23 protein-coding genes and 1 other annotated feature are annotated in these 24,365 nt (G+C 42.4%); of the genes, 20 read left to right on the forward strand and 3 right to left on the reverse strand.

Annotated features, from left to right (window positions below; translation table 11 throughout):
- The first annotated feature begins 23 nt into the window (after positions 1-23).
- The 20 genes from cysE to tuf all read left to right on the forward strand — a co-directional run bounded on the left by cysE (position 24) and on the right by tuf (position 20,643).
- A complete protein-coding gene (cysE, locus tag IEU81_RS08735; protein WP_092598028.1) occupies positions 24-680 on the forward strand; it encodes a serine O-acetyltransferase in 657 nt (218 codons plus the stop codon).
- The gene (gene cysS / locus IEU81_RS08740; protein WP_092598025.1) at positions 664-2,058 is read left to right on the forward strand and encodes a cysteine--tRNA ligase; all 1,395 of its coding nucleotides are present in this window, start codon (positions 664-666) and stop codon (positions 2,056-2,058) included. Before cysE ends, cysS begins: the two co-directional genes overlap by 17 nt.
- Complete coding sequence (locus IEU81_RS08745; RefSeq protein ID WP_092598021.1) at positions 2,051-2,452, forward strand: Mini-ribonuclease 3; 402 nt, start codon at positions 2,051-2,053, stop codon at positions 2,450-2,452. The genes cysS and IEU81_RS08745 overlap by 8 nt, the downstream gene beginning before the upstream one ends.
- Positions 2,449-3,192, forward strand: a complete 744-nt coding sequence (gene rlmB / locus IEU81_RS08750) for a 23S rRNA (guanosine(2251)-2'-O)-methyltransferase RlmB (protein ID WP_092598018.1) — start codon at positions 2,449-2,451, stop codon at positions 3,190-3,192. Before IEU81_RS08745 ends, rlmB begins: the two co-directional genes overlap by 4 nt.
- Positions 3,193-3,194: 2 nt before the next feature.
- Entirely contained in the window at positions 3,195-3,719 is a 525-nt protein-coding gene (locus IEU81_RS08755; protein WP_092598015.1) for an NYN domain-containing protein, read from the forward strand.
- A gap of 60 nt (positions 3,720-3,779) precedes the next feature.
- Positions 3,780-4,433, forward strand: coding sequence for a sigma-70 family RNA polymerase sigma factor (locus tag IEU81_RS08760; protein WP_092598012.1), 654 nt, complete (start codon positions 3,780-3,782; stop codon positions 4,431-4,433).
- Positions 4,434-4,443: 10 nt separating this feature from the next.
- Entirely contained in the window at positions 4,444-4,581 is a 138-nt protein-coding gene (rpmG, locus tag IEU81_RS08765) for a 50S ribosomal protein L33 (RefSeq protein WP_186089310.1), read from the forward strand.
- Between the two features lie 17 nt (positions 4,582-4,598).
- Entirely contained in the window at positions 4,599-4,775 is a 177-nt protein-coding gene (gene secE, locus IEU81_RS08770) for a preprotein translocase subunit SecE (RefSeq protein WP_092598006.1), read from the forward strand.
- An 18-nt stretch (positions 4,776-4,793) separates the two neighbouring features.
- Entirely contained in the window at positions 4,794-5,333 is a 540-nt protein-coding gene (gene nusG, locus IEU81_RS08775) for a transcription termination/antitermination protein NusG (RefSeq protein WP_092598003.1), read from the forward strand.
- Between the two features lie 149 nt (positions 5,334-5,482).
- Positions 5,483-5,908, forward strand: a complete 426-nt coding sequence (rplK, locus tag IEU81_RS08780; RefSeq protein WP_092598000.1) for a 50S ribosomal protein L11 — start codon at positions 5,483-5,485, stop codon at positions 5,906-5,908.
- A 62-nt stretch (positions 5,909-5,970) separates the two neighbouring features.
- On the forward strand, positions 5,971-6,669 hold the full coding sequence (rplA, locus tag IEU81_RS08785) for a 50S ribosomal protein L1 (protein ID WP_092597997.1): 699 nt from the start codon (positions 5,971-5,973) through the stop codon (positions 6,667-6,669).
- Between the two features lie 44 nt (positions 6,670-6,713).
- Positions 6,714-6,863, forward strand: a sequence feature (ribosomal protein L10 leader region).
- A 24-nt stretch (positions 6,864-6,887) separates the two neighbouring features.
- Positions 6,888-7,394 carry a 50S ribosomal protein L10 gene (gene rplJ / locus IEU81_RS08790; RefSeq protein ID WP_092597994.1) on the forward strand — a complete coding sequence of 169 codons (507 nt, stop codon included), beginning with the start codon at positions 6,888-6,890 and terminating at the stop codon, positions 7,392-7,394.
- A 45-nt stretch (positions 7,395-7,439) separates the two neighbouring features.
- Complete coding sequence (gene rplL, locus IEU81_RS08795; RefSeq protein ID WP_092597990.1) at positions 7,440-7,805, forward strand: 50S ribosomal protein L7/L12; 366 nt, start codon at positions 7,440-7,442, stop codon at positions 7,803-7,805.
- A 90-nt stretch (positions 7,806-7,895) separates the two neighbouring features.
- Complete coding sequence (locus IEU81_RS08800) at positions 7,896-8,483, forward strand: class I SAM-dependent methyltransferase (RefSeq protein WP_092597987.1); 588 nt, start codon at positions 7,896-7,898, stop codon at positions 8,481-8,483.
- A 236-nt stretch (positions 8,484-8,719) separates the two neighbouring features.
- The gene (gene rpoB, locus IEU81_RS08805; RefSeq protein WP_186089308.1) at positions 8,720-12,262 is read left to right on the forward strand and encodes a DNA-directed RNA polymerase subunit beta; all 3,543 of its coding nucleotides are present in this window, start codon (positions 8,720-8,722) and stop codon (positions 12,260-12,262) included.
- A gap of 39 nt (positions 12,263-12,301) precedes the next feature.
- Positions 12,302-15,922: a DNA-directed RNA polymerase subunit beta' gene (rpoC, locus tag IEU81_RS08810; RefSeq protein ID WP_186089306.1), complete on the forward strand. Its 3,621-nt coding sequence runs from the start codon at positions 12,302-12,304 to the stop codon at positions 15,920-15,922.
- A 309-nt stretch (positions 15,923-16,231) separates the two neighbouring features.
- The gene (rpsL, locus tag IEU81_RS08815) at positions 16,232-16,651 is read left to right on the forward strand and encodes a 30S ribosomal protein S12 (RefSeq protein ID WP_186089304.1); all 420 of its coding nucleotides are present in this window, start codon (positions 16,232-16,234) and stop codon (positions 16,649-16,651) included.
- 69 nt (positions 16,652-16,720) lie between these two features.
- Positions 16,721-17,191, forward strand: coding sequence for a 30S ribosomal protein S7 (gene rpsG / locus IEU81_RS08820; protein WP_026860143.1), 471 nt, complete (start codon positions 16,721-16,723; stop codon positions 17,189-17,191).
- A 59-nt stretch (positions 17,192-17,250) separates the two neighbouring features.
- Positions 17,251-19,332: an elongation factor G gene (gene fusA / locus IEU81_RS08825; RefSeq protein WP_092597975.1), complete on the forward strand. Its 2,082-nt coding sequence runs from the start codon at positions 17,251-17,253 to the stop codon at positions 19,330-19,332.
- Between the two features lie 126 nt (positions 19,333-19,458).
- Positions 19,459-20,643, forward strand: coding sequence for an elongation factor Tu (gene tuf / locus IEU81_RS08830; protein ID WP_092597972.1), 1,185 nt, complete (start codon positions 19,459-19,461; stop codon positions 20,641-20,643).
- Between the two features lie 66 nt (positions 20,644-20,709).
- On the opposite strand, the gene IEU81_RS08835 is transcribed toward tuf, so the two are convergent.
- The 3 genes from IEU81_RS08835 to IEU81_RS08845 are packed head-to-tail and all read right to left on the reverse strand — an operon-like array spanning position 20,710 to position 24,250.
- Entirely contained in the window at positions 20,710-21,885 is a 1,176-nt protein-coding gene (locus tag IEU81_RS08835) for a M20 metallopeptidase family protein (RefSeq protein ID WP_231957216.1), read from the reverse strand.
- On the reverse strand, positions 21,885-23,072 hold the full coding sequence (locus IEU81_RS08840; protein ID WP_092597966.1) for an amidohydrolase: 1,188 nt from the start codon (positions 23,070-23,072) through the stop codon (positions 21,885-21,887). Before IEU81_RS08840 ends, IEU81_RS08835 begins: the two co-directional genes overlap by 1 nt.
- Entirely contained in the window at positions 23,063-24,250 is a 1,188-nt protein-coding gene (locus tag IEU81_RS08845; protein WP_186089302.1) for an amidohydrolase, read from the reverse strand. Before IEU81_RS08845 ends, IEU81_RS08840 begins: the two co-directional genes overlap by 10 nt.
- Between the last annotated feature and the right edge of the window lie 115 nt (positions 24,251-24,365).

Genomic DNA, 24,365 nt, shown 5'->3' on the forward strand with positions numbered 1-24,365 from the left:
TTTATGATTTCAGGAGGGCGAAGATGTTTCAAAGAGTGAAAGAAGATCTTTCAATGGTGCTGGAGCTGGACCCGGCAGCAAAAAATAAATTCGAAGCGTTTTTTACGTATTCAGGCGTTCATGCTGTATGGGCGCACTTAATCGCACACTGGTTTTACAAGAAGAATTTCAAAGTTATCGCGCGCGTGATCTCGCAGGTCAGCCGATTTTTTACAGGGGTGGAAATTCACCCCGGCGCTAATATCGGCAGACGGCTTTTTATCGACCACGGAATGGGGGTCGTTATCGGCGAGACGTGTAATATTGGCAATGATGTCACGATATATCAAGGGGTAACACTCGGTGGAACGGGTAAAGAAGACCATAAACGCCACCCCGACATCGATGACAATGTGCTGATTGCAGCTGGTGCCAAAGTGCTCGGCAACATTCGTATCGGTGAGTCTTCAAATGTCGGCGCCAACTCCGTAGTACTTAAAAATGTACCGCCTCACTCGACCGTCGTGGGTATACCTGGACATGTCGTCAAGCAGCACGGCCAGCGCGTCAGAAAACATAATAATTTTGATCACAGGGATCTTCCGGATCCATTATTTGAAAAACTGCTGGAACTTGAAAAAGATATTAGTAACTTCAGAAAAGAAGTTGGAAATGAGGTCAAAGATGGTTCGCATATATAATACAATTACTAGAAAAAAAGAAGAATTTAAACCGCTTGAAGCGGGCAAGGTCAGCATGTACGTCTGCGGTCCGACTGTATATAACTATATTCATATCGGCAACGCGAGACCTGCCATTGCTTTCGATACAGTGCGCCGCTATTTGGAATATAAGGGCTACGAAGTGAAATATGTATCGAATTTTACGGACGTCGACGATAAGCTGATCAAAGCTTCAAAAGAACTCGGTGAGACGGTGCCGGAAATTGCGGAGCGTTTTATCGAAGCATTCTTTGAAGACACTGGAGCTTTGAATGTTAAAAAAGCAGACGTTCATCCGAGAGTAATGAATCATATGCCTGATATTGTCGATTTTATAAAAGTATTAATCGATAAAGGGCATGCGTATGAATCCGGCGGCGATGTTTACTTTAAAACACGTTCTTTTGACGGTTATGGAAAACTGTCTCATCAGTCAGTTGATGATTTAAAAGTCGGCGCGCGCATCGATGCAGGAGAGAAGAAAGAAGATCCGCTTGATTTTGCATTGTGGAAACAGGCAAAAGATGGTGAAATCAGCTGGGAATCACCGTGGGGTGAAGGCCGTCCGGGCTGGCATATCGAGTGCAGTGTCATGGCGAGACAGCATCTTGGCAATACGATTGATATTCATGCCGGTGGACAGGATTTAACTTTCCCGCACCACGAAAATGAAATTGCGCAAAGCGAGTGCATGACGGACGAGACTTTTGCTAATTACTGGATGCACAACGGCTATATTAATATCGATAATACGAAAATGTCTAAATCTCTCGGCAACTTTATTTTAGTGCACGATATTATTAAGGAAGTGGAACCGAATGTACTGCGCTACTTTATGATTAGCGTACATTACCGGAATCCAATTAACTATAACCGTGAATTGGTTGATGCAGCGAGAAATAGTCTAATGCGTATTCAGGACAGCTATCACCAGGCCGCTGAACGGCTTGAGAAAGCAGTCGGCACTGAAGCAGATAAGAAAGTTCTGGAAGCAATCGATGCCAATATCGAAGTGATGAAATCGCACATGGATGACGATTTTAATACTGCAAATGCAATTTCAGCATGGCATGAATTGACCGGCGAACTGAATAAATATTTACGCCAGCCGGCTGCGTCCAAAGAAGTGCTTGAGAAATTCATGTCTGCATTTGAAACATATTCTAAAATTCTCGGTGTCGGTCTGGAAAGAAAAGAGCTGCTGCTCGATGAGGATATTGAGAAACTGATCAGCGAAAGAGAAGAAGCACGTCAAAATAAAGACTTTGCCCGCGCAGATGAGATTCGTGACGGGCTGCAGGAACAGGGAATTATTCTGGAAGATACTAAAGACGGCGTGAGATTTAAACGTGGATAAAACTCAACTGAATACTGTACCGTCGCTGTCGCTGGCATTTTTAGGCGACGCTGTTTATGCCGTTTATGTGCGCGAGTATTTAATTAAAAATAAACCTTACTTAAAACCGGATATGCTTCATAGGGAAGCGAACAAACTGGTCAGTGCAAAAGCTCAGGCTGAAGCCTTGTTCTTATTAAGGCGCAGCGAAATTTTATCAGAGGAAGAATGGGACATAGCGAGAAAAGCGCGTAATAAGTCGAGTGCGACCCGGGCCAAAAACGCATCGATTAAAGAATACAGAAATGCCTCTGGACTAGAGGCGCTGATCGGGCATCTGGCTTTAGATGACAAGGAAGATCGTGTCGCTGAGCTGATGCACCTTATTATTCAGAATGGGAGTGAGACAGAATGAGCGATTCAATTATAGCAGGACGCCACGCGGTCAAAGAGCTGCTGCGTTCAGACAGCGATATTAACAAAATTTATATTCAGGATACTGTGAATAAGAGCCAGCTGAAAGAAATACTGGATCTGGCGAAAGAACAAAGAGTCGTCGTATCGACAGTGCCTAAAAATAAAATAGACGGACTGACAGATGAGCGCCATCAGGGTATTGCAGCGATGGTCAGCGCACATGAATATATGCCGCTTGAAACACTGCTTGAAACCATCGAAGGAAAAGATGCCAATGTTATTATTCTCGACGGTCTGGAAGACCCTCATAACCTCGGTTCTATTTTAAGATCGTGCGACGCTGCCGGCTTTGATGCGGTGATTATACCGAAACGCCGGTCAGTACAGCTGACGGATACAGTTGCAAAAACATCAACAGGTGCTATCGAGTATGTTCCTGTCGTCAGAGTAACGAATATTAATCAGACAATAGACAAATTGAAAGAAAATAATTTCTGGGTCATCGGCAGCGATGGAACGGGGACGCTCGACTATCGCGAAATGAATGCGAAGTCAGGCAGTACAGCGCTCGTTGTTGGCAGTGAAGGTGAAGGTATCAGTAAAAAGACACTGGAGAAATGCGATTTTACAGTTAAAATTCCGATGACCGGCGAAATTACCAGCCTGAATGCTTCGGTGTCCGCTGCACTGCTGATGTATGAAGTTTACCGCCAGCAGAACCCGCTTGGACGTGATTGATTATGAGGAAAAAACGCCGTGTACTGGTCGTCGACGGCTATAACCTGCTCGGTGCCAATGCCAAGCTGTTCGCAGAATCTAAAATATCTCTGCAGCTGGCGAGAGAAGAAGTACTGAAAGTCCTGGCTGAATACCAGGCAGTTCAGAGCCATGAAATTATTTGTGTTTTCGATGCTTATGAAGTGAAAAGTAAAGAAGCAGTAATAGATTACCACGGTTTGACTGTCGTTTATACAAAAGAAAAAGAAACAGCAGACGAATATATCGAACGTTTCGTCTACGATAACTATCATCCGCATTTGTGCGATATTAGTGTTGTGACCAGCGACCTTACTGAGCAGAATGCCATATTTGCTTACGGTGCTTACCGTATTCCTTCGAGAGAGATGTGGCTCAACCTGGCAGAAGCTGATAAAAATATCAGTGCACATATCGAGACGATAAATGAAAAACTGCCTAGGACAAAACTAGATATCAGTGACGAAGTGCTGGCAAAAATGGAAAAACTGCGAAGAGGCAAGGAATGACGCCTTGAACCTGCACTGCAAACCTCATATATTATAAGTAAATATGCAGGGGGCGGTGCAATGGAAATCAAAGTATCTTATTTTACTGTTGTCAGAGAAGAGCGTACACGTTATGTAACTAGTGCCGGGACAAATTTAGATGCTTATGCGATTAAAGTGAGAGCTGGAGATCTTTCAGCTTTTGATTCCATTGACCAGCTGATTCGCCCGGCAATTAGAAGAATGACATTTAAATATGATTTGAATGAACACGACAGAGAAGATTTGATTCAGGAAATGATGTGTCATGCGCTGTATCTGTGTCAGAAGTACGACGGCAACAAGGGACATTACAGAAATTATGTATTGCGATCCTGCCGTTTAAAAATGTACGATTATATTAATTATTTCAATTCCTGGCATCAGATCGATCTCGATCCGAATGAAGCTTGGCTGTATCAGAATAAACATGCGCTTTCTCATCTTATCGTTAAAGAAATGCAGGCGGAATACGTTGAAGCGGTGAATAATTTATCGCATTTTGAAAAACAGGTAATGAAACTGCTTTTTGAAGGCTGTACTTTCAACGATATCGCAGTCATTTTAAATAAGGATTCAGAGACGATCCTCAGCACGACTTACAGGATAAAATTTAAGCTCGGCGAGATTGAAGATTTACACACGATTGTTGACAACAGCGCCTCAAGCCGATATAGTATATTAGAATTGAAATGAGGAATTTACGATGAAAATTGCTCTTATTTGCAGCGACTGCGGCTCGCGTAACTATACGTTAAACAAGCCGGTTCACAACGAAAGACTCGTCATGAAAAAACATTGTCCAAAATGCAATAAGCATACAACGCACAAAAGTTCTATATAGTTCAGGAGGAACGGTTGATGAATAATAATAAGAACTTCTTCCAAAATGTTGTTAGCGAGATGAAAAAAGTCAGCTGGCCAACAGGGCAGGAAGTAGTCCGTTATACAACGACAGTAGTATTCACTGTCGTATTTTTCCTAATATTTTTCTACTTGCTGGATATCGGTATTACAGCATTAATTGATCTTATGTAATTTTAAAGGAGCGGTAAAATGTCTCTAGACAAGCAATGGTATGCAGTACATACTTATTCAGGATATGAAAACAAAGTAAAGGCAAACTTAGAGGCGCGCCTTGAATCAATGAACATGCAGGATTTAATTTTCAGAGTGGTTATTCCCGAAGAGGAAGAAACGACGATTAAAGACGGCAAAAAGAAAACAGCAATGAAGAAAACATTCCCGGGTTATGTGCTCGTGGAATTAGTCATGACAGATGAATCATGGTATGTCGTAAGAAATACTCCCGGCGTGACAGGTTTTGTCGGTTCTCAAGGAGCGGGCAGCAAGCCGAACCCGCTGCTGCCGGAAGAAGTTAAATTTATTCTGCGTCAAATGGGAATGTCAGAAAAAATTGTCGATGTGGAAGTTTCTGTTGGAGAATCCATCAATATTGTTGCGGGTCCTTTCAATAATCAGAGCGGCGTCATTGAATCTATCGATGAGGAACATTACAAGCTGACAGTGCTGGTAGAAATGTTCGGACGTGAAACACCGGTTGAGGTTGAATTCGACCAAATAGAAAAACTTTAATTTTTATATTGAAATATGTAACTATTATGTGCTATACTTTCATGGTCGCAAATTTGCGGCCATCTTTATTTTATATAACAGATGGAGAGTGGGAGGATGAAATCTAAACATCCTGTGACCACATCACGATTATGAGGAGGTGCAACATCGTGGCTAAAAAAGTTATTAATGTTGTGAAATTGCAAATTCCTGCAGGCAAGGCGAACCCGGCACCACCGGTAGGTCCAGCACTAGGTCAAGCAGGTGTAAACATCATGGGATTCTGTAAAGAATTCAATGCGCGTACACAAGAGCAGGCAGGTCTGATTATTCCTGTTGAAATCTCAGTATTTGAAGATCGCTCATTCACATTTATTACAAAAACTCCGCCGGCAGCTGTTCTTCTTAAAAAAGCAGCTAACGTTGAGAAAGGTTCTGGCGAACCTAACAAAAACAAGGTGGCAACTGTAACAGCGGCACAAGTTCGTGAAATCGCTGAAACGAAAATGGAAGACTTAAACGCATCATCAGTAGACGCAGCAGTTTTAATGGTCGAAGGTACAGCTAGAAGCATGGGCTTCACTGTCGAAAAATAAATTAAAGTATTAATACGGTCGTGGGAGGATTAACCCCGCTATAACCACAAGGAGGAATAGATATGGCTAAGAGAGGTAAAAAGTATCAAGCTGCTCTAGAGAAGTTTGATCAAAACTCTGTTTTCTCAATTGAAGAAGCAATTAAACTTGCTAAAGAAACGCATGTTGCTAACTTTGATGCTTCAGTTGAAGTAGCATTCCGTCTAGGTATTGATACGCGTAAAAATGATCAGCAGATCCGTGGAGCACTAGTGTTGCCGCATGGTACTGGTAAGTCACAGCGTGTATTAGTATTTGCTAAAGGCGATAAAGCTAAAGAAGCAGAAGCAGCTGGCGCAGATTACGTAGGCGAAGCAGAATTAGCACAAAAAATTAATGGTGGATGGTTTGATTTCGATGTTATCGTTGCAACACCGGACATGATGGGCGAAGTTGGTAAATTAGGACGAGTACTCGGACCTAAAGGACTAATGCCTAACCCTAAAACTGGTACAGTAACAATGGATGTAACGAAAGCAGTTGAAGAAATCAAAGCTGGTAAAGTTGAATACCGTGCTGAAAAAGCTGGTATAGTACATGTTGGAATCGGTAAAGTTTCATTTAGCGATGATCAGCTTGTAGAAAACTTTAAAGCAATTCACGATGCACTTGATAAAGCTAAACCTGCATCATCTAAAGGTGTTTACTTCAAATCTGTAACTGTTTCAAGCACTATGGGCCCTGGTATTACAGTTGACCCTAATGCTGTAAGAACTGTCTAAAAATAAATATTGACAAGTGTAGATATATCAGGTATATTTACACTTGTAAATTTTAAAGATTACCTAAGACAGCAGGAGCTGAACAAAACAGCTTAATAGTATTCCTGCCGAGGCAAATAAAAATGACTTGAATGATATCTATATAAATTCAAGCACTTTTTGCCGCGGGTAAAAGGTGCTTTTTTATTTGCACCAAAAAATAATGGAGGTGTAACTACATGTCAAACGTGATTGAACAAAAACAACAGCACGTTGAAGTGATTTCAGAACAGCTTAAAAACTCAGTATCTACAGTATTAGTAGACTACCGCGGTTTAACAGTTTCTGAAGTAACTGAATTACGTAAGCAATTACGTGATGCTGGAATTGAATTCAAAGTTTACAAAAACACGATGGTTCGCCGTGCTGCGGAAGCTCAAGGCTTAACAGAGCTTAATGAATTCCTAGTCGGCCCGAGTGCAATCGCATTTTCTAACGAAGATGTTATCGCGCCTGCTAAACTCATCCACGAATTCTCTAAACAACACGAAGCTTTAGAAATTAAAGCGGGTGTTATCGAAGGCAGTTTCGTACCGGCAGAAGATGTAAAATCTATTGCATCTCTACCATCAAGAGACGGACTTCTTTCAATGCTGTTATCAGTATTGCAAGCACCAGTCCGCAACTTCGCATATGCAGTTAAAGCAATTGGTGAAGAGAAAGAACAAGAAAACGGCGAAGCTTAATTTTTAAGCCGCAAAAAAACAACAAAAAAATGGAGGAATATTATCATGGCTAACAATGAACAAATCATTGAAAGTATTAAAGAAATGTCAGTTTTAGAATTAAACGACTTAGTAAAAGCAATTGAAGAAGAATTCGGCGTAACAGCTGCTGCTCCTGTAGCTGCTGCAGGTGGCGGAGAAGCTGCTGCTGCTGAAGAGAAAACAGAATTTGATGTAGAACTTACATCTGCAGGTTCATCTAAGATTAAAGTAATCAAAGTAGTTCGCGAAGCTACTGGTCTTGGTCTTAAAGATGCTAAAGAGCTAGTTGACGGCGCTCCTAAAGTTGTTAAAGAAGGTCTTTCTAAAGAAGACGCTGAAGCTCTTAAAGCTCAACTTGAAGAAGTTGGCGCTGGCGTAGAAGTTAAGTAATATCAATAATTTTTGACACAAAAAGGTTCCCGTAAACATCAGTTTATCGGGGACTTTTTTAGTTACTATCACCTATTGGGGGGATTCTTAATGTCTCACTATTTTACTACGGATAATACTCCGCATGAATTCAGCGAAATAAAATTCAGCTTCAACGATCATGTCTACCGCTTTAAAACAGATCGCGGCGTATTTTCTAAAAATCAGATTGATTATGGTACGGAAGTATTAATCAGAACTGTATTTTCGGATTTTAACGGAACCGGGACTATGATTGATATGGGTGCGGGCTATGGCCCAATTGGTACTGTTCTTGGCAGAGAGCTGGAATTGAAACCTGTAATGGTTGAAGTGAATGAAGATGCGAAACAGTTATCGATTGAAAATACACGCCGGGAAAAGATCGATGCCGACGTGCTGAGCAGGGATAGTTATGACGCGCTGGAATTATCGGCAGAATTGTACGTTACTAACCCGCCTTTTAGGGCAGGGAAAGACACAGTGCTCGAAATGTTAAATGATGGATTCAAACGGTTAAGTGATGGCGGTGCTTTGTATATGGTTGTTCAGAAAAAACAAGGTATGCCTTCGTATAAAAAACATTTGAAATCATTGTTTGGCAATGTGGAGACAGTGTCGAAGGATAAGGGATATTACATCCTGAAGAGCACTAAATAAAAGATTTTATATAATTGACTTGACAAATTGTCTATGTTATTCTTATAGAATGTAAAATTAATATCAATAAGTATGTACTTTTCTGTGCAACTGTTGAATGGAGCATTTTAAACAAGTGTCCAGTTTAATAGGAAATGGGGTTGAATACGATTCCGTTTTCTTTTTGTCTTTTGAGCTGAATACCTTTTAAATATCCATTATAGTTTACGCAAATATTATTAGGGGTGAATCTGTCGATGAGTCAATTGATTCAGTATGGAAGACATGCACAACGTAGAAGTTATGCGCGTATCGAAGAGAAGTTAGAATTACCTAACTTAATTGAGATTCAGACGAAATCGTACGAGTGGTTTTTAGAAACCGGTCTGATCGAAATGTTTAAAGATATTTCTCCGGTAGAGGATTTTACTGGGAATATGTCTTTAGAATTTGTCGATTATAAACTCGGCGAGCCGAAGTATAACGAGGAAGAAGCGAAAGATCACGACTCAACTTACTCAGCACCGCTGAGAGTGAAAGTTCGTTTAGTCATCAAAGAAACCGGCGAAGTAAAAGAGCAGGATGTATTTATGGGAGACTTCCCATTGATGACGGACACAGGGACTTTTATTATTAATGGCGCAGAACGTGTTATCGTTTCGCAATTAGTAAGAAGCCCATCTGTATATTTCTCTGAGAAGTTCGACAAAAATGGTAAATTGAACTTCGGAGCAACAGTCATCCCTAACCGTGGCGCATGGTTAGAATATGAAATCGACGCAAAAGATGTCGTTTATGTAAGAATCGACCGCACGCGTAAATTACCGATTACGGTATTGCTCCGTGCTTTAGGTTTTGCTACAGACGAAGAAATCATCAACATTCTCGGCGATAACGAATATCTTCGTAATACGCTTGAGAAAGATGCGACAGAAACAGTCGACCAGGCCCTGTTAGAAATATATGAAAGATTGCGTCCAGGCGAGCCTCCAACAGTAGAAAACGCACGTAATTTATTATATTCGAGATTCTTTGATCCGAAACGTTACGACCTTGCAAATGTCGGACGTTACAAGATGAATAAGAAACTTCATCTTCAAAACCGTCTCTTCAACCAAGTGCTTACAGAACCGGTTGTAGACTCAGAGACAGGTGAAATCATCGCAGAAGCAGGTTCAACAATTGATCGCCGTACTTTAGATTCAATTATGGAACAGCTTGAAACAACTGCAAACCTTAAAACTTTCCACCTTGAACAAGGTCTCTTAGACGAGCCTGTAGAAATTCAATCTGTGAAAGTTCAGTCGCGAAATAACGAAGAACATTCTACGACTGTTATCGGTAACGCCTTCCCTGATGTGGAAGTTAAATCAATCACACCTTCAGATATTATTTCTTCAATGAGTTACTTCTTTAATTTATTAGAAGGTGTCGGTTATACAGATGATATCGACCACTTAGGAAACCGCCGTCTGCGTTCAGTCGGTGAGCTGTTACAAAATCAATTCCGTATCGGTGTTTCCCGTATGGAACGTGTTGTGCGCGAAAGAATGTCAATTCAGGATACAGAAACTGTGACACCACAGCAGCTAATCAACATCCGTCCTGTGATTGCATCGATTAAAGAGTTCTTCGGAAGCTCTCAATTATCACAGTTCATGGACCAGACGAATCCTCTTGCAGAATTGACGCACAAACGCCGTTTATCTGCCTTAGGACCCGGCGGTTTAACTCGTGAACGTGCCGGTATGGAAGTACGTGACGTTCACTACTCTCACTACGGCCGTATGTGTCCGATTGAAACGCCTGAGGGCCCGAATATCGGTCTGATTAACACGTTGTCAAGTTATGCGCGTGTGAACGACTTTGGTTTTATCGAAACACCTTATAGAAGAGTTGACCCTGAAACAAACAAAGTAACGAATGAGATCGATTACTTAACAGCTGATGAAGAAGACAGCTATGTTGTTGCACAGGCGAATGCTGTTCTGGCTGAAGATGGTTCGTTCGTTGATGATGAAGTGATTTGCCGTTTCCGCGGTAATAACACTCAAATGCAGCGCGACCGTATGGATTACATGGACGTATCGCCGAAGCAGGTAGTATCTGCTGCGACAGCATGTATTCCATTCCTTGAAAACGATGACTCCAACCGTGCACTGATGGGTGCGAACATGCAGCGTCAGGCAGTTCCATTATTGAACCCTGAATCTCCGTTTATCGGAACAGGTATGGAACACGTGTCTGCAAGAGACTCAGGTGCTGCTGTTGTTGCCCGCTACAGAGGGCGTGTTGAGCACGTTGAAGCGAAAGAAATTCACGTTCGCCGTATTGAAGATAAAAACGGCAAAGACGTTGAAACTGAAAAAGATGTTTACAGAATGTCTAAATTTATACGTTCCAATGCCGGAACTTGCTATAACCAAAAACCAATCATTGCTGAAGGCGACATCGTTACAAAAGGCGAAATTTTAGCTGACGGTCCTTCTATGGACAACGGTGAAATGGCGCTTGGAAGAAACGTTGTAGTCGGCTTTATGACTTGGGACGGTTATAACTACGAGGATGCTGTAATTATGAGTGAACGTCTTGTAAAACAAGATGTATACACTTCAATTCATATCGAAGAGTACGAATCTGAGTCAAGAGATACAAAACTCGGACCTGAAGAAATCACGCGTGATATTCCTAACGTTTCTGACAGCGCACTTAAAAAGCTGGATGACCGCGGAATTGTTCACATCGGTGCTGAAGTCATCGACGGAGATATTCTCGTTGGTAAAGTAACACCTAAGGGTGTGACTGAATTAACTGCAGAAGAACGTCTTCTGCACGCTATTTTCGGTGAGAAAGCCCGCGAAGTCAGAGATACTTCACTGCGTGTACCTCATGGTGCAGGCGGAATCGTACTCGATGTTAAAGTATTCAACCGCGAAGACGGAGACGAATTATCTCCTGGTGTAAACCAGCTTGTTCGCGTTTATATCGTTCAGAAGAGAAAAATCTCTGAAGGTGATAAGATGTGCGGACGTCACGGTAACAAAGGTGTAATTTCTAAGATTTTACCTGAAGAAGATATGCCTTATATGCCAGACGGTACGCCTATTGACATCATGCTTAACCCGCTTGGGGTTCCATCACGTATGAACATCGGGCAGGTGCTTGAATTGCACCTTGGTATGGCGGCAAGAGCGATGGGCTTAAGAATGGCCTCTCCTGTATTTGACGGAGCGAATGAAGAAGATGTGTGGACAACAATGGAAGAAGCAGGTCTTGCACGTGATGGTAAGACGGTATTATACGATGGCCGTACAGGCGATCCATTTGAAAACCGTATTTCTGTCGGTGTTATGTACATGCTGAAACTTGCGCACATGGTAGACGATAAACTTCACGCAAGAAGTACTGGTCCTTACTCATTAGTTACGCAGCAGCCACTTGGCGGTAAAGCTCAGTTCGGCGGACAGCGTTTCGGTGAGATGGAAGTATGGGCACTTGAAGCATACGGTGCTGCTTATACGCTGCAGGAAATCTTAACAGTTAAATCCGATGATACAGTCGGCCGTGTGAAAACATATGAAGCGATTGTTAAAGGTGAAAACTTACCTAAACCAGGTGTTCCGGAATCATTCAGAGTATTGATGAAAGAACTTCAAAGTTTAGGCCTTGACGTAAGTATTATGGATGAAAACGACGAAGAAATTGAATTGCGCGATACAGAAGATGATGAGATAGAAAGCCAACCGACTCAATCGGATAACGTAACAGGCCCAGTGAAAAACGAGAATGTTACTGAGTAATGTGCTGAGCTTCGAGAAAACATTAGGGAGGAAAGCTCATTGATAGATGTTAATAGATTCAAATATATGAAAATTGGTTTAGCGTCACCGGAAAAAATTCGTTCATGGTCTTTCGGAGAAGTTAAGAAACCGGAAACGATTAACTACAGAACTTTAAAACCGGAACGTGACGGTTTATTCTGCGAGAAAATTTTCGGACCGACAAAAGACTGGGAATGCAGCTGCGGTAAATACAAACGTGTCAGATATAAAGGAATGGTTTGTGACCGCTGCGGTGTTGAAGTTACACGCGCTAAAGTTAGACGCGAAAGAATGGGGCACATTGAACTTGCTGCCCCTGTAACTCACATCTGGTACTTTAAAGGCATCCCTTCACGCATGGGTCTGCTTTTAGATATGTCACCGCGTTCACTGGAAGAAATTATTTACTTCGCTTCTTATGCTGTAATCAAGCCGGGACCTACAGGTCTTGAACCTAAACAGCTGCTGAGCGAACGTGAATACCGCGAGTATTACGATAAATTCGGCAATACTTTCACAGCTAAAATGGGTGCTGAAGCAATTAAAGAATTACTTCAGCAAGTCGATTTGAATTCTGAGTTGGAAATGCTGAGAAAAGAACTGGAAACAGCTACAGGACAACGTTTAACACGTGCAATCAAACGTCTTGAAGTCGTTGAAGCGTTCCGTCACTCAGGCAACGATCCATCTTGGATGATCCTCGATGTACTGCCGATTATACCGCCGGAAATCCGTCCGATGGTTCAATTAGACGGCGGCCGTTTTGCAACAAGTGATATGAACGACTTATACCGTCGTGTAATTAATCGTAATAACCGTCTGAAACGTCTTCTGGATTTAGGCGCACCTGGAATCATTGTTCAAAATGAGAAGCGCATGCTGCAGGAAGCTGTAGATGCACTGATCGATAACGGCCGTCGCGGCCGTCCTGTTACAGGACCAGGTAACCGTCCGCTTAAATCACTGTCTCATATGCTGAAAGGTAAACAAGGACGTTTCCGTCAGAACTTACTCGGTAAACGTGTTGACTATTCTGGCCGTTCAGTAATCGTCGTTGGACCTGGACTGAAGATGTATCAGTGCGGACTGCCTAAAGAAATGGCGCTGGAACTGTTCAAGCCTTTCGTTATGAAAGAACTTGTATCACGTGATTTAGCAACAAACATTAAAAATGCCAAAGGTAAAATCGAGCGCTTGGAGAACGAAGTGTGGGACGTGCTGGAAGATGTTATTTCAGAACACCCTGTACTGTTAAACCGTGCACCAACGCTTCACCGACTCGGTATCCAGGCATTCGAAGCTACATTAGTTGAAGGCCGTGCAATCCGTCTTCACCCGTTAGTTACAACAGCATATAACGCTGACTTTGACGGTGACCAGATGGCTGTTCACGTACCTCTATCTAAAGAAGCACAGGCTGAAGCCCGCATGCTGATGCTCGCTGCTCAAAACATTCTTAACCCTAAAGATGGTAAGCCGGTAGTTACACCGTCTCAGGATATGGTCCTCGGGAACTACTACTTAACACTTGAGCGCGAAGACATGAAGAATGAAGGTCATATCTTCAAGAGTATCGATGAAGTAGTTATGGCATACCAGAATGGTTATGTGTCACTTCATACAAGAATTGGTATGCACACACAAGTGCTTTCGACAGAAAAAGTATCGGAAGAAAATACAGGTAAAATTCTGATGACGACTGTCGGCAAGGTTATCTTTAACGAGATTATGCCGCCATCATTCCCTTATCTGAATGAGCCGACAAAAGAAAACTTAGAACGTAAAACACCAAATAAATACTTCATTGATGCTGAAGATTTAGGTGAAGATGGTTTACGCGGAAAAATACAGGAAATGCCGCTTGTTGATCCGTTTAACAAGAAATTCCTTGGACAGGTTATCGCAGAAGTCTTCAATAAGTTCCACATTACAGAAACATCTGTCATGCTTGACCTTATGAAAGATCTCGGCTTTAAATACTCAGCGAAAGCGGGTATTACTGTAGGAGTTTCAGATATCGTTGTACTTCCTGAAAAACAAGTAATCATCGATGAAACTGAAGAAAAAGTTGAAAAAGTTCAGAAACAATTCTCACGCGGTTTAATTACCGAAGAAGAACGTTACAATGCAGTTATTGAACTTTGGACAAAATCTAAAGATATTATTCAGGACAAACTGATGGCCTCATTAGATCGTCTAAACCCAATCTTCATGATGAGTGATTCAGGTGCCCGCGGTAACGCATCAAACTTTACACAGCTTGCAGGTATGCGCGGACTGATGGCGAACCCGTCAGGTGAAATTATCGAGCTGCCGATTAAATCAAGCTTCCGTGAAGGTCTGACAGTACTCGAGTACTTTATCTCTACTCACGGTGCGCGTAAAGGTCTTGCCGATACTGCACTGAAAACTGCTGACTCCGGTTACCTGACACGCCGTCTTGTTGACGTTGCTCAGGACGTTATCGTTCGCGAAGAAGATTGCGGTACTGATAAAGGTCTGCTTGTATCAGCGCTGACAGAAGGTTCAGAACTGATAGAGCCGCTGATCGACCGTCTAGAAGGCCGTTATGTTAAGGAAACTGTAAGACATCCTGAAAGCGATGAAGTAATTATCGGCAGCAATGAATTAATTACTCCGGATATTGCTAAAGAGATTGTAAACAGCGGAATTGAAGAAGTATATATCCGTTCAGCATTTACATGTAATACACGTCACGGTGTATGTGAACGCTGCTATGGTAAAAACCTTGCGACTGGTGAAAAAGTTGAAGTCGGCGAAGCAGTGGGTACCATTGCCGCTCAATCAATTGGTGAACCAGGTACACAGCTTACAATGCGTACATTCCACACAGGTGGTGTAGCAGGTAGCGATATTACACAAGGTCTGCCGCGTATCCAGGAATTATTTGAAGCGCGTAATCCAAAAGGGCAGGCGCAAATTTCAGAAATTCACGGTACGGTAACGGATATTGAAGTCGTTAAAGACCGCCAGCAGGAAGTTAAAGTTAAAGGTGAACAGGAAACGCGCACTTACATGGTGCCGGGAGCTGCACGCCTGCTCGTTGAAATTGGTGATAAAGTCGGTCCTGGTGAAGTATTGAATGAAGGTTCAATCGAACCGAAACAGCTGCTTCAAGTTGCTGGTTTAAATACGACACAGGAATACCTGCTGAAAGAAGTACAGAAAGTATACCGCATGCAAGGGGTAGAAATCGGTGATAAACACGTTGAGGTTATGGTTCGTCAAATGCTGCGTAAAGTACGCATTATCGATGCCGGCGATACGTCATTATTACCGGGTGCTTTAGTAGAAATTCATACTTTCACAGATGCAAACAAAGAGATATTCAAACAGAGAAAACGTCCGGCAACTGCAAAACCGGTTCTGCTTGGTATTACGAAAGCATCTCTGGAAACTGAAAGTTTCTTATCAGCAGCCAGCTTCCAGGAAACAACACGTGTCCTGACTGATGCAGCGATTAAAGGTAAGCGCGATGATCTTCTCGGACTTAAAGAGAACGTTATTATCGGTAAACTGATTCCTGCAGGTACGGGAATGACAAATTATAAAGATGTAGAAATAGATGTAGCTGAAAATGCAGTGCCGGAAGATGAAGTCGTTCTTTTAGAAGACTAATTTCAAAGGACTGAATCAGCAAAACAGCATCGTATTGATGGGTCAAATACGGATGCAAAAGCCGTCCCGAAAGGGGCGGCTTATATTTTTAATTACGTCAGTACAGCAATAGTTTTTTTGCCGGGAACGCTTGACACTCGACTTGGCATAATGGTATTATTATTAAGGTTACTTTATGAGGCGCTTTGTGCGTATTAGTAAAGGAGACAAAGTGTATTTTGTAAGATTTATATCTTACAGATTTTTTATACTCTAAAAATGAACCACCTGGATGTGTGGATTAAGAATAAGAGAGGAGGACATTCGATTATGCCAACAATTAATCAGTTAATCAGAAAATCACGCAGTACTAAATCACAAAAATCTGACTCTCCTGCATTAAACAGAGGTTTTAACAGTCTTAAGAAACGCGTTACGACTGACGCTGCGCCACAAAAACGCGGTGTTTGTACACGTGTAGGTACTATGACTCCTAAAAAACCAAACTCTGCTTTACGTAAATATGCACGTGTGAGATTATCAAATAACATTGAAGTTAACGCGTATATTCCTGGAATTGGGCACAACCTGCAAGAACACAGTGTTGTACTTATCCGCGGAGGACGTGTTAAAGACTTACCGGGGGTACGCTATCACGTAGTACGTGGTGCGCTTGATACTTCAGGTGTTGAAGGCCGTAAACAAAGCCGTTCACATTACGGTGCTAAAAAGCCTAAAGGCGACAAGTAATAATTCGTCACTTTAGATGCGAAAAGACATTTAAAAAATGATAAAATAAAAATTGGAAGGAGGATAATTATGCCACGTAAAGGTCCAGTACCTAAAAGAGATGTTTTACCGGATCCGATTCACAACTCTAAACTTGTGACTAAACTCATCAACAAAATGATGATCGACGGTAAACGAGGAACTTCGCAAAAAATTCTTTATAACGCATTTGATCTAGTACAAGAACGTTCTGGTAAAGATGCTATGGAGGTTTTTGACGAAGCGATTGAAAACATTATGCCACTTCTTGAGGTTAAAGCACGCCGTGTTGGTGGGTCAAACTACCAAGTACCGGTTGAAGTTCGTCCAGAACGCCGTACTACTCTAAGCCTACGTTGGCTTGTGAACTACGCACGTCTGCGTGGGGAAAAGACAATGGAAGAAAGATTAGCTAACGAAATTCTTGATGCTGCAAACAACACAGGTGGAGCAGTTAAGAAACGCGAAGAAAGTCATAAAATGGCTGAAGCTAACAGAGCATTTGCACACTACCGCTGGTAGGATGCAATCTCTTTTAGTATATATATCTAATCCATACCTGGAAGGAGCAAAGAATACTCATGGCAAGACCATTCTCATTAGAAAACACTCGTAATATCGGTATCATGGCACACATCGATGCAGGTAAAACTACGACGACTGAACGTATTCTTTATTACACAGGACGTATCCACAAACTTGGTGAAACACACGAAGGTGCTTCACAAATGGACTGGATGGAGCAGGAGCAGGAACGTGGAATCACGATCACATCTGCTGCGACAACAGCTCAGTGGGACGGCCACCGTGTAAACATTATCGATACACCAGGACACGTAGACTTCACAGTTGAAGTTGAACGTTCACTTCGTGTACTTGATAGTGCGGTAACAGTACTTGATGCACAATCAGGTGTTGAGCCGCAAACGGAAACAGTATGGCGTCAAGCGACAACATACGGTGTTCCAAGACTCGTATTTGTAAACAAAATGGACAAGATTGGTGCAGACTTCCAGTATTCTGTAGGCACAATCAGAGACCGTTTACAAGCAAATACACACCCGATTCAATTACCAATTGGTGCTGAAGACAGCTTCTCAGGTATCATTGACCTTGTAGAAATGAAAGCTCACCTTTACAGTAATGACCTCGGAACGGATATTGAAACAGTTGATATCCCTGAAGAACACATGGACAGAGCTTTAGAAGGAAGAGAAGCTCTTATCGAAGGTTTAGCTGATGTCAATGAAGACATTATGGAAAAATACCTCGGTGGAGAAGACATTCCTGTCGAAGAATTAAAAGCTGCAATTCGTAAAGCGACTTGTGACGTTGAATTCTATCCGGCACTCTGCGGTACAGCATTTAAAAACAAAGGTGTTCAATTACTGTTAAATGCAGTAGTAGAATATCTGCCTTCACCATTAGACGTTAAACCGATCGTCGGTCATAAAGTCGACAATGAAGAAGAAGAATATATTGCAAAACCAGATGATTCTGAACCGTTTGCAGCATTAGCGTTTAAAGTAATGACAGATCCATTCGTTGGTAAACTTACTTTCTTCCGCGTGTACTCTGGTACACTTGATGCTGGTTCTTACGTTAAGAATACTACTAAAAACAAGCGTGAACGTGTCGGCCGTATCTTACAGATGCACGCCAACTCACGTGAAGAAATCTCAACTGTTTATTCAGGAGATATCGCTGCTGCAGTAGGTCTTAAAGACACTGGTACCGGCGATACGCTTACTCAGGAAAAACTTGATATTATTCTTGAATCTATGGAATTCCCTGAACCGGTTATTCACTTATCGGTTGAGCCGAAATCTAAAGGTGACCAGGATAAACTGACGACTGCACTTGTTAAACTGCAAGAAGAAGACCCGACATTTACTGCACGTACTGACCAGGAAACTGGACAGGTTATTATCGGCGGTATGGGTGAACTTCACTTAGACGTACTAGTTGACCGTATGAAACGTGAATTCAAAGTTGAATGTAACGTTGGTGCGCCAATGGTATCTTACCGTGAAACATTTACTGTACCAGCTAAGGTACAAGGTAAATTTGCTCGTCAATCGGGTGGTCGCGGTCAGTTCGGTGATGTTCACATTGAATTTACTCCAAACGAACAAGGTGGCGGTTTCGAATTCGAAAACGCAATTGTCGGCGGGGTAGTTCCACGTGAATATATTCCTTCAGTAGAAGCAGGACTTAAAGATTCTATGGAAAACGGTGTATTAGCCGGCTATCCATTAGTTGACGTTAAGGCTAAACTTTACGACGGATCATATCACGATGTCGATTCATCTGAGATGGCGTTTAAAGTTGCAGCATCACTTGCACTGAAAGAAGCAGCAAAAGTATGTAAAGCTGTTCTTTTAGAGCCGATGATGAAAGTTGAAATCGTAATGCCTGAAGAATATTTAGGTGATATCATGGGTGACGTAACAAGTCGCCGCGGACGTGTAGAAGGTATGAATGCTCGCGGTAACGCTCAAGTCGTTAACGCTTTCGTTCCACTTTCTGAAATGTTCGGATATGCAACATCATTACGTTCAAACACTCAAGGCCGCGGTACTTATACAATGGTATTCGACCACTATGAAGAAGTTCCTAAATCAGTTTCTGAAGAAATCATCAAGAAAAATACAGGTGCTTAATTCATATACTTGATTTTTTGAAGTAAATGCTTTATAAGTGTTGTAAGAAAGACTTCGAGGCGGGTTTACCCCGCTCTCGAGTTTTAAATAAAAAATAATGTTCTATATAAGGAGAGGTATTTTACAATGGGTAAAGAAAAATTTGACCGTTCAAAAACACATGCCAACATTGGTACTATTGGTCACGTTGACCACGGTAAAACAACTTTAACAGCTGCTATCGCAACTGTATTATCTAAACATGGCGGCGGCGAAGCACAAAGCTATGACATGGTTGATAACGCACCAGAAGAAAAAGAGCGTGGTATTACAATTAACACGTCTCACATCGAGTACGAAACTGAATCACGTCACTATGCACACGTTGACTGCCCAGGACACGCTGACTATGTTAAAAACATGATCACTGGTGCTGCACAAATGGACGGCGCTATCTTAGTAGTATCTGCTGCTGATGGCCCAATGCCACAAACTCGTGAGCACATCCTGCTTTCACGTAACGTAGGTGTACCTGCACTTGTTGTATTCTTAAACAAAGTTGACATGGTAGACGACGAAGAATTACTTGAATTAGTTGAAATGGAAGTTCGTGAATTACTTTCTGAATATGACTTCCCTGGCGACGATCTTCCTGTAATTGCTGGTTCAGCTCTTAAAGCTCTTGAAGGCGACGCAGAGTACGAACAAAAAATTCTTGACCTTATGAACGCTGTTGATGAGTACATTCCTACTCCAGAACGCGATTCTGACAAACCATTCATGATGCCTGTTGAGGACGTATTCTCAATCACTGGCCGTGGTACAGTTGCTACAGGACGTGTTGAGCGTGGACAAGTTAAAGTCGGTGAAGAAATCGAAATCATCGGTATCACTGAGTCTAAGAAAACAACTGTTACAGGTGTAGAAATGTTCCGTAAGCTTCTTGACTATGCTGAAGCTGGTGACAACATCGGTGCTCTTTTACGTGGGGTTTCACGTGAAGACATTCAGCGCGGACAGGTTTTAGCTGCTCCAGGTTCAATTACACCACACACAAACTTCAAAGCTGAAGTTTATGTTCTTTCAAAAGAAGAGGGTGGACGTCACACTCCATTCTTCACTAACTACCGTCCACAGTTCTACTTCCGTACAACTGACGTGACTGGTGTAGTTAACTTACCAGAAGGAACTGAAATGGTAATGCCTGGTGACAACGTTGAAATGACAGTAGAACTTATTTCACCAATCGCTATTGAAGACGGTACTCGTTTCTCAATCCGCGAAGGTGGACGTACTGTAGGATCAGGCGTTGTAACTGAAATTACAAAATAATATTTTGTACTGATACAACTTTCAATAAAAAGAAGGCTGAGATTTTAAAATCTCAGCCTTCTTTTTTTATTTATTTTTATCGAAGTATAAAACAGTTTTTAGAAGTGTTTCAACACCGCTCTTCATGCCATCTTCATCGATATCAAACATCGGGTGATGATGAGGGCTGTCAGCCTTCTTATCGCTGTTTCTCACGCCTGTATAGAAATAACAGCCGGGTTTTTCCTCGGCGAAATATGAGAAATCTTCTCCGCCCATCGCTGGACCCACTTCCTCTACATCTGATACAAATGCGGCGTCCCCCCGAACGTTATCCATAACGTAGTCGAGCAAATCGTGATTATTTTTCAACGAAGGATAGCCGTACATGACTTCGAGATCTGCATTAACATTGAAACTGGCACTGATACCGAGACAGATTTGTTCAAGGCGTTTCGCTACAATTTCTCTGACCTCTTTAGTATATGTTCTAAAAGTACCTTTAATTTCAGCTTTGCCCGGGATGACGTTAAATACAGTTCCGGCATTATAAGCACCGATGGTCACAACTGCCGAGTCCAAAGGGCTGACTGAACGCGACACGATTGACTGAATTTGCTGGATTAATGATGCCGAAGCGACGATTGGATCATGGGTCACTTGGGGCGTCGCACCGTGGCCGCCGAGACCGTGAACTGTAATTTTAAATGAGTCTGCATTGGCATACATAGTATCGTAGTTGTATTTAATCGTTCCGACTGGGAACTTAGTAGAAACATGAGTACCGACTACATAATCTACATCATCGAGCGCACCGTCAGCAATCATTGCCTGAGCACCGCCCGGCAGCAATTCCTCTGCATGCTGATGTAAAAACACAACATTGACGGGTAATTCATCTTTATGTGCTGATAAAATTTTAGCAATCGTAATCAGCATTGCGGTATGTGCATCATGTCCACAGGCATGCATCACACCGGGAGTTTTCGATTTATACGGTACATCTTTTTCATCATTAATCGGCAGGGCATCGAAGTCTGCTCTCAATGCAACAGTTTTAAAATTATCATTGACCTGGAGACGGGCGACAATACCGTTACCGCCAACATCCTGTCTAATATCAAGACCGAGATCTTTAATCTGGCTGTAGATCCACCGTTTTGTATTTTCTTCCTGGAAAGAAACTTCAGGATGCTGATGCATATATCTTCTCATCTCTACCATAGAATCAAAATTCTCATTTATAAGTTGTTTTATATCCATCATCGGGACTCCTTTTCTAAATAGGTAAATACAGACTCCAGCATTACGCTGACTGCGTTAATCATCCCTTTTTCGTCTATATCAAAGTGGGCATGATGATGCGGGAAATCTGCTTTAAAACTCGAATTTCTAACACCTGTATAAAAGAATGTTCCCGGGACGCGCTGAAGATAATATGAAAAATCTTCTCCGCCGAGGTCCGGATCGAGTCTTTCTGTCTGAGTGACTGAAGGCATTTTCTCTGCACTGCCAACCACAATATCAGTCATGGCATCATCGTTAACGACAGGCGGATAGCCTCTCATATAATCGAGATCGTAGGAAATTCCTGTAGTCGTGACCAGTCCTTCGAGTGTGCGATTCAGTTCATTGATCATCGTTTCCTGCATGTCGTGATTGAACGTCCGGATGGTGCCGCCGATTGTGACTTCATCAGGGATGACATTATGCTGGTTGCCGGCGTTGAACATCGTAATTGATAAAACGACGGAGTCCATGGCATTGGTCCTCCTGGTTACAGCGTACTGCAGCTGATTGCATAGAGCGATTCCTGCTGCCACAGGATCAATTGTATTGTGGGGACGTGAGGCGTGTCCGCCGCGTCCTTTGATGACTACTGTAAAGTCATCGGGAATACCGGTCGCTGTACCGTATTTATAACCGATTGTACCAACATCGAGAGACGTTGAAACGTGCTGGCCGAATATCGCATCGACATCGTCGAGACAGCCGTCAGCAATCATTTGTATAGCGCCGCCGGGATCGACTTCTTCAGCATGCTGATGTATAAAGACGATATTGCCTTTTAATTTATCTTTCATGCCGCTTAATATTTTTGCAGCGGTAAGTACGACTGCCGTATGTGCATCGTGACCGCAGGCATGCATCACACCTGGGACGGTTGATTTATACGGCGTGTCTTTCAAGTCCTGAATCGGCAGGGCATCGAAGTCTGCTCTTAGAGCAACGGTTGGCAGTGATTCATCGACAATCAGCCTGCCGACGACACCGCGTCCGCCGACGCCCTCTTTGACGTCGATAGAGAGCTCGCGTAAATAGTCCGCAATATAAGCAGGTGTATGCACCTCTTTAAATGAAAGTTCAGGATACATATGGAGGTGGCGGCGAATTTGCACCATCTCGCTGTAATGCTGATTTACAGAAGCTTCAATCTCTTTTAGGTCCATGTTATCACCGATTCTTTTTCAAGAATTTTCATGAACATCATTAAGGCAGTTTCAAGTGCATCTTCATCGAGATCGAACATATCTGTATGGTGAGCAGGTGTTGTCTTCTTATTTTCATTGCCGGAACCAGTATAGAAGAAAGCACCGGGTTTATTTAAAATATAATACGAAAAATCTTCACCGATCATTAAAGGATCAGCTTCTTTGTACGGCAGGCCAAGCTCTTTTGCAGCTTCTGCAATTACTTCAGCTTCCGCATCGTGATTAATGACAGCGGGGTAGCCGAATGTGTATTTCATATCAGCTGAAGCACCGCGTTTTTTAGTTGTATACTCGACTTCATTTTTAAATATTTCATATATTTTCTCTTTAACTTCTTGCTTAAAGGTACGGACTGTGCCGACGATTCTTACAGTGTCAGGGATAACATTAAAAGCGTCGCCGCCTTGAACGCTGCCGACGGTCACTACTGCATTTTCTATTGGGGAAATTTGTCTCGATACGGCAGTCTGAAGATTGGTAATCAGCTCGGCTGCGACGACGATTGGATCCACTGTTGCATCAGGATACGCCGCATGGCCGCCTGAGCCCTGAATAGTGATGTAGAATCCGTCCGGGCTTGCAATCATCGCCCCTGGTTTAGTCTGGACTTCATGAGTCGGGAACTGGCTCCAGTAATGCTGGCCGTAAACTTTATCGACACCTTCAAGGGCGCCGTCATCTGTCATCGCTTTAGCACCTCCAGGCTGTTCTTCTTCCCCGTATTGGAAGATAAAGGATACAGTCCCTTTTAAATTAGCCTTATTAGCCACTACAGCGTCCACTAAACCTAAAAGGGTACTCGTATGACCATCGTGACCGCAAGCGTGCATAGCCCCCGGATTTTGGGATTTATAAGGGACTTCTTTTTGATCTTCAATCGGCAGTGCATCAAAATCAGCACGCACGGCAATGTGAGGTCTGCCGTCGCCAATTGATGCAACGATACCTGCACCTTCGTTGTCATCATTTTTTCCGACGTGCTCACGAATATTTAATTCCGGATGCTGTGTCAGTTTATCCAAAATAAATTTATAAGTTTCTTTTTCTTTAAATGATACTTCCGGATGCATGTGCATATGGCGTCTGTGTAAAACCATCTCCGGGAGTTTAGCTGATGCGATATTTCTAATACTCATGTTCGCGCCTCCATCACTGTTTTCTATTCATAATATCAGAGCACGGAGAAGTTTAAAATATAAATTGCTTAGAAGTTAGAAAATTACAACAATATAAACAATTTGATATTGTTCA

It is taken from the genome of Jeotgalicoccus aerolatus (assembly GCF_014635205.1).
GTDB lineage: Bacteria > Bacillota > Bacilli > Staphylococcales > Salinicoccaceae > Jeotgalicoccus > Jeotgalicoccus aerolatus.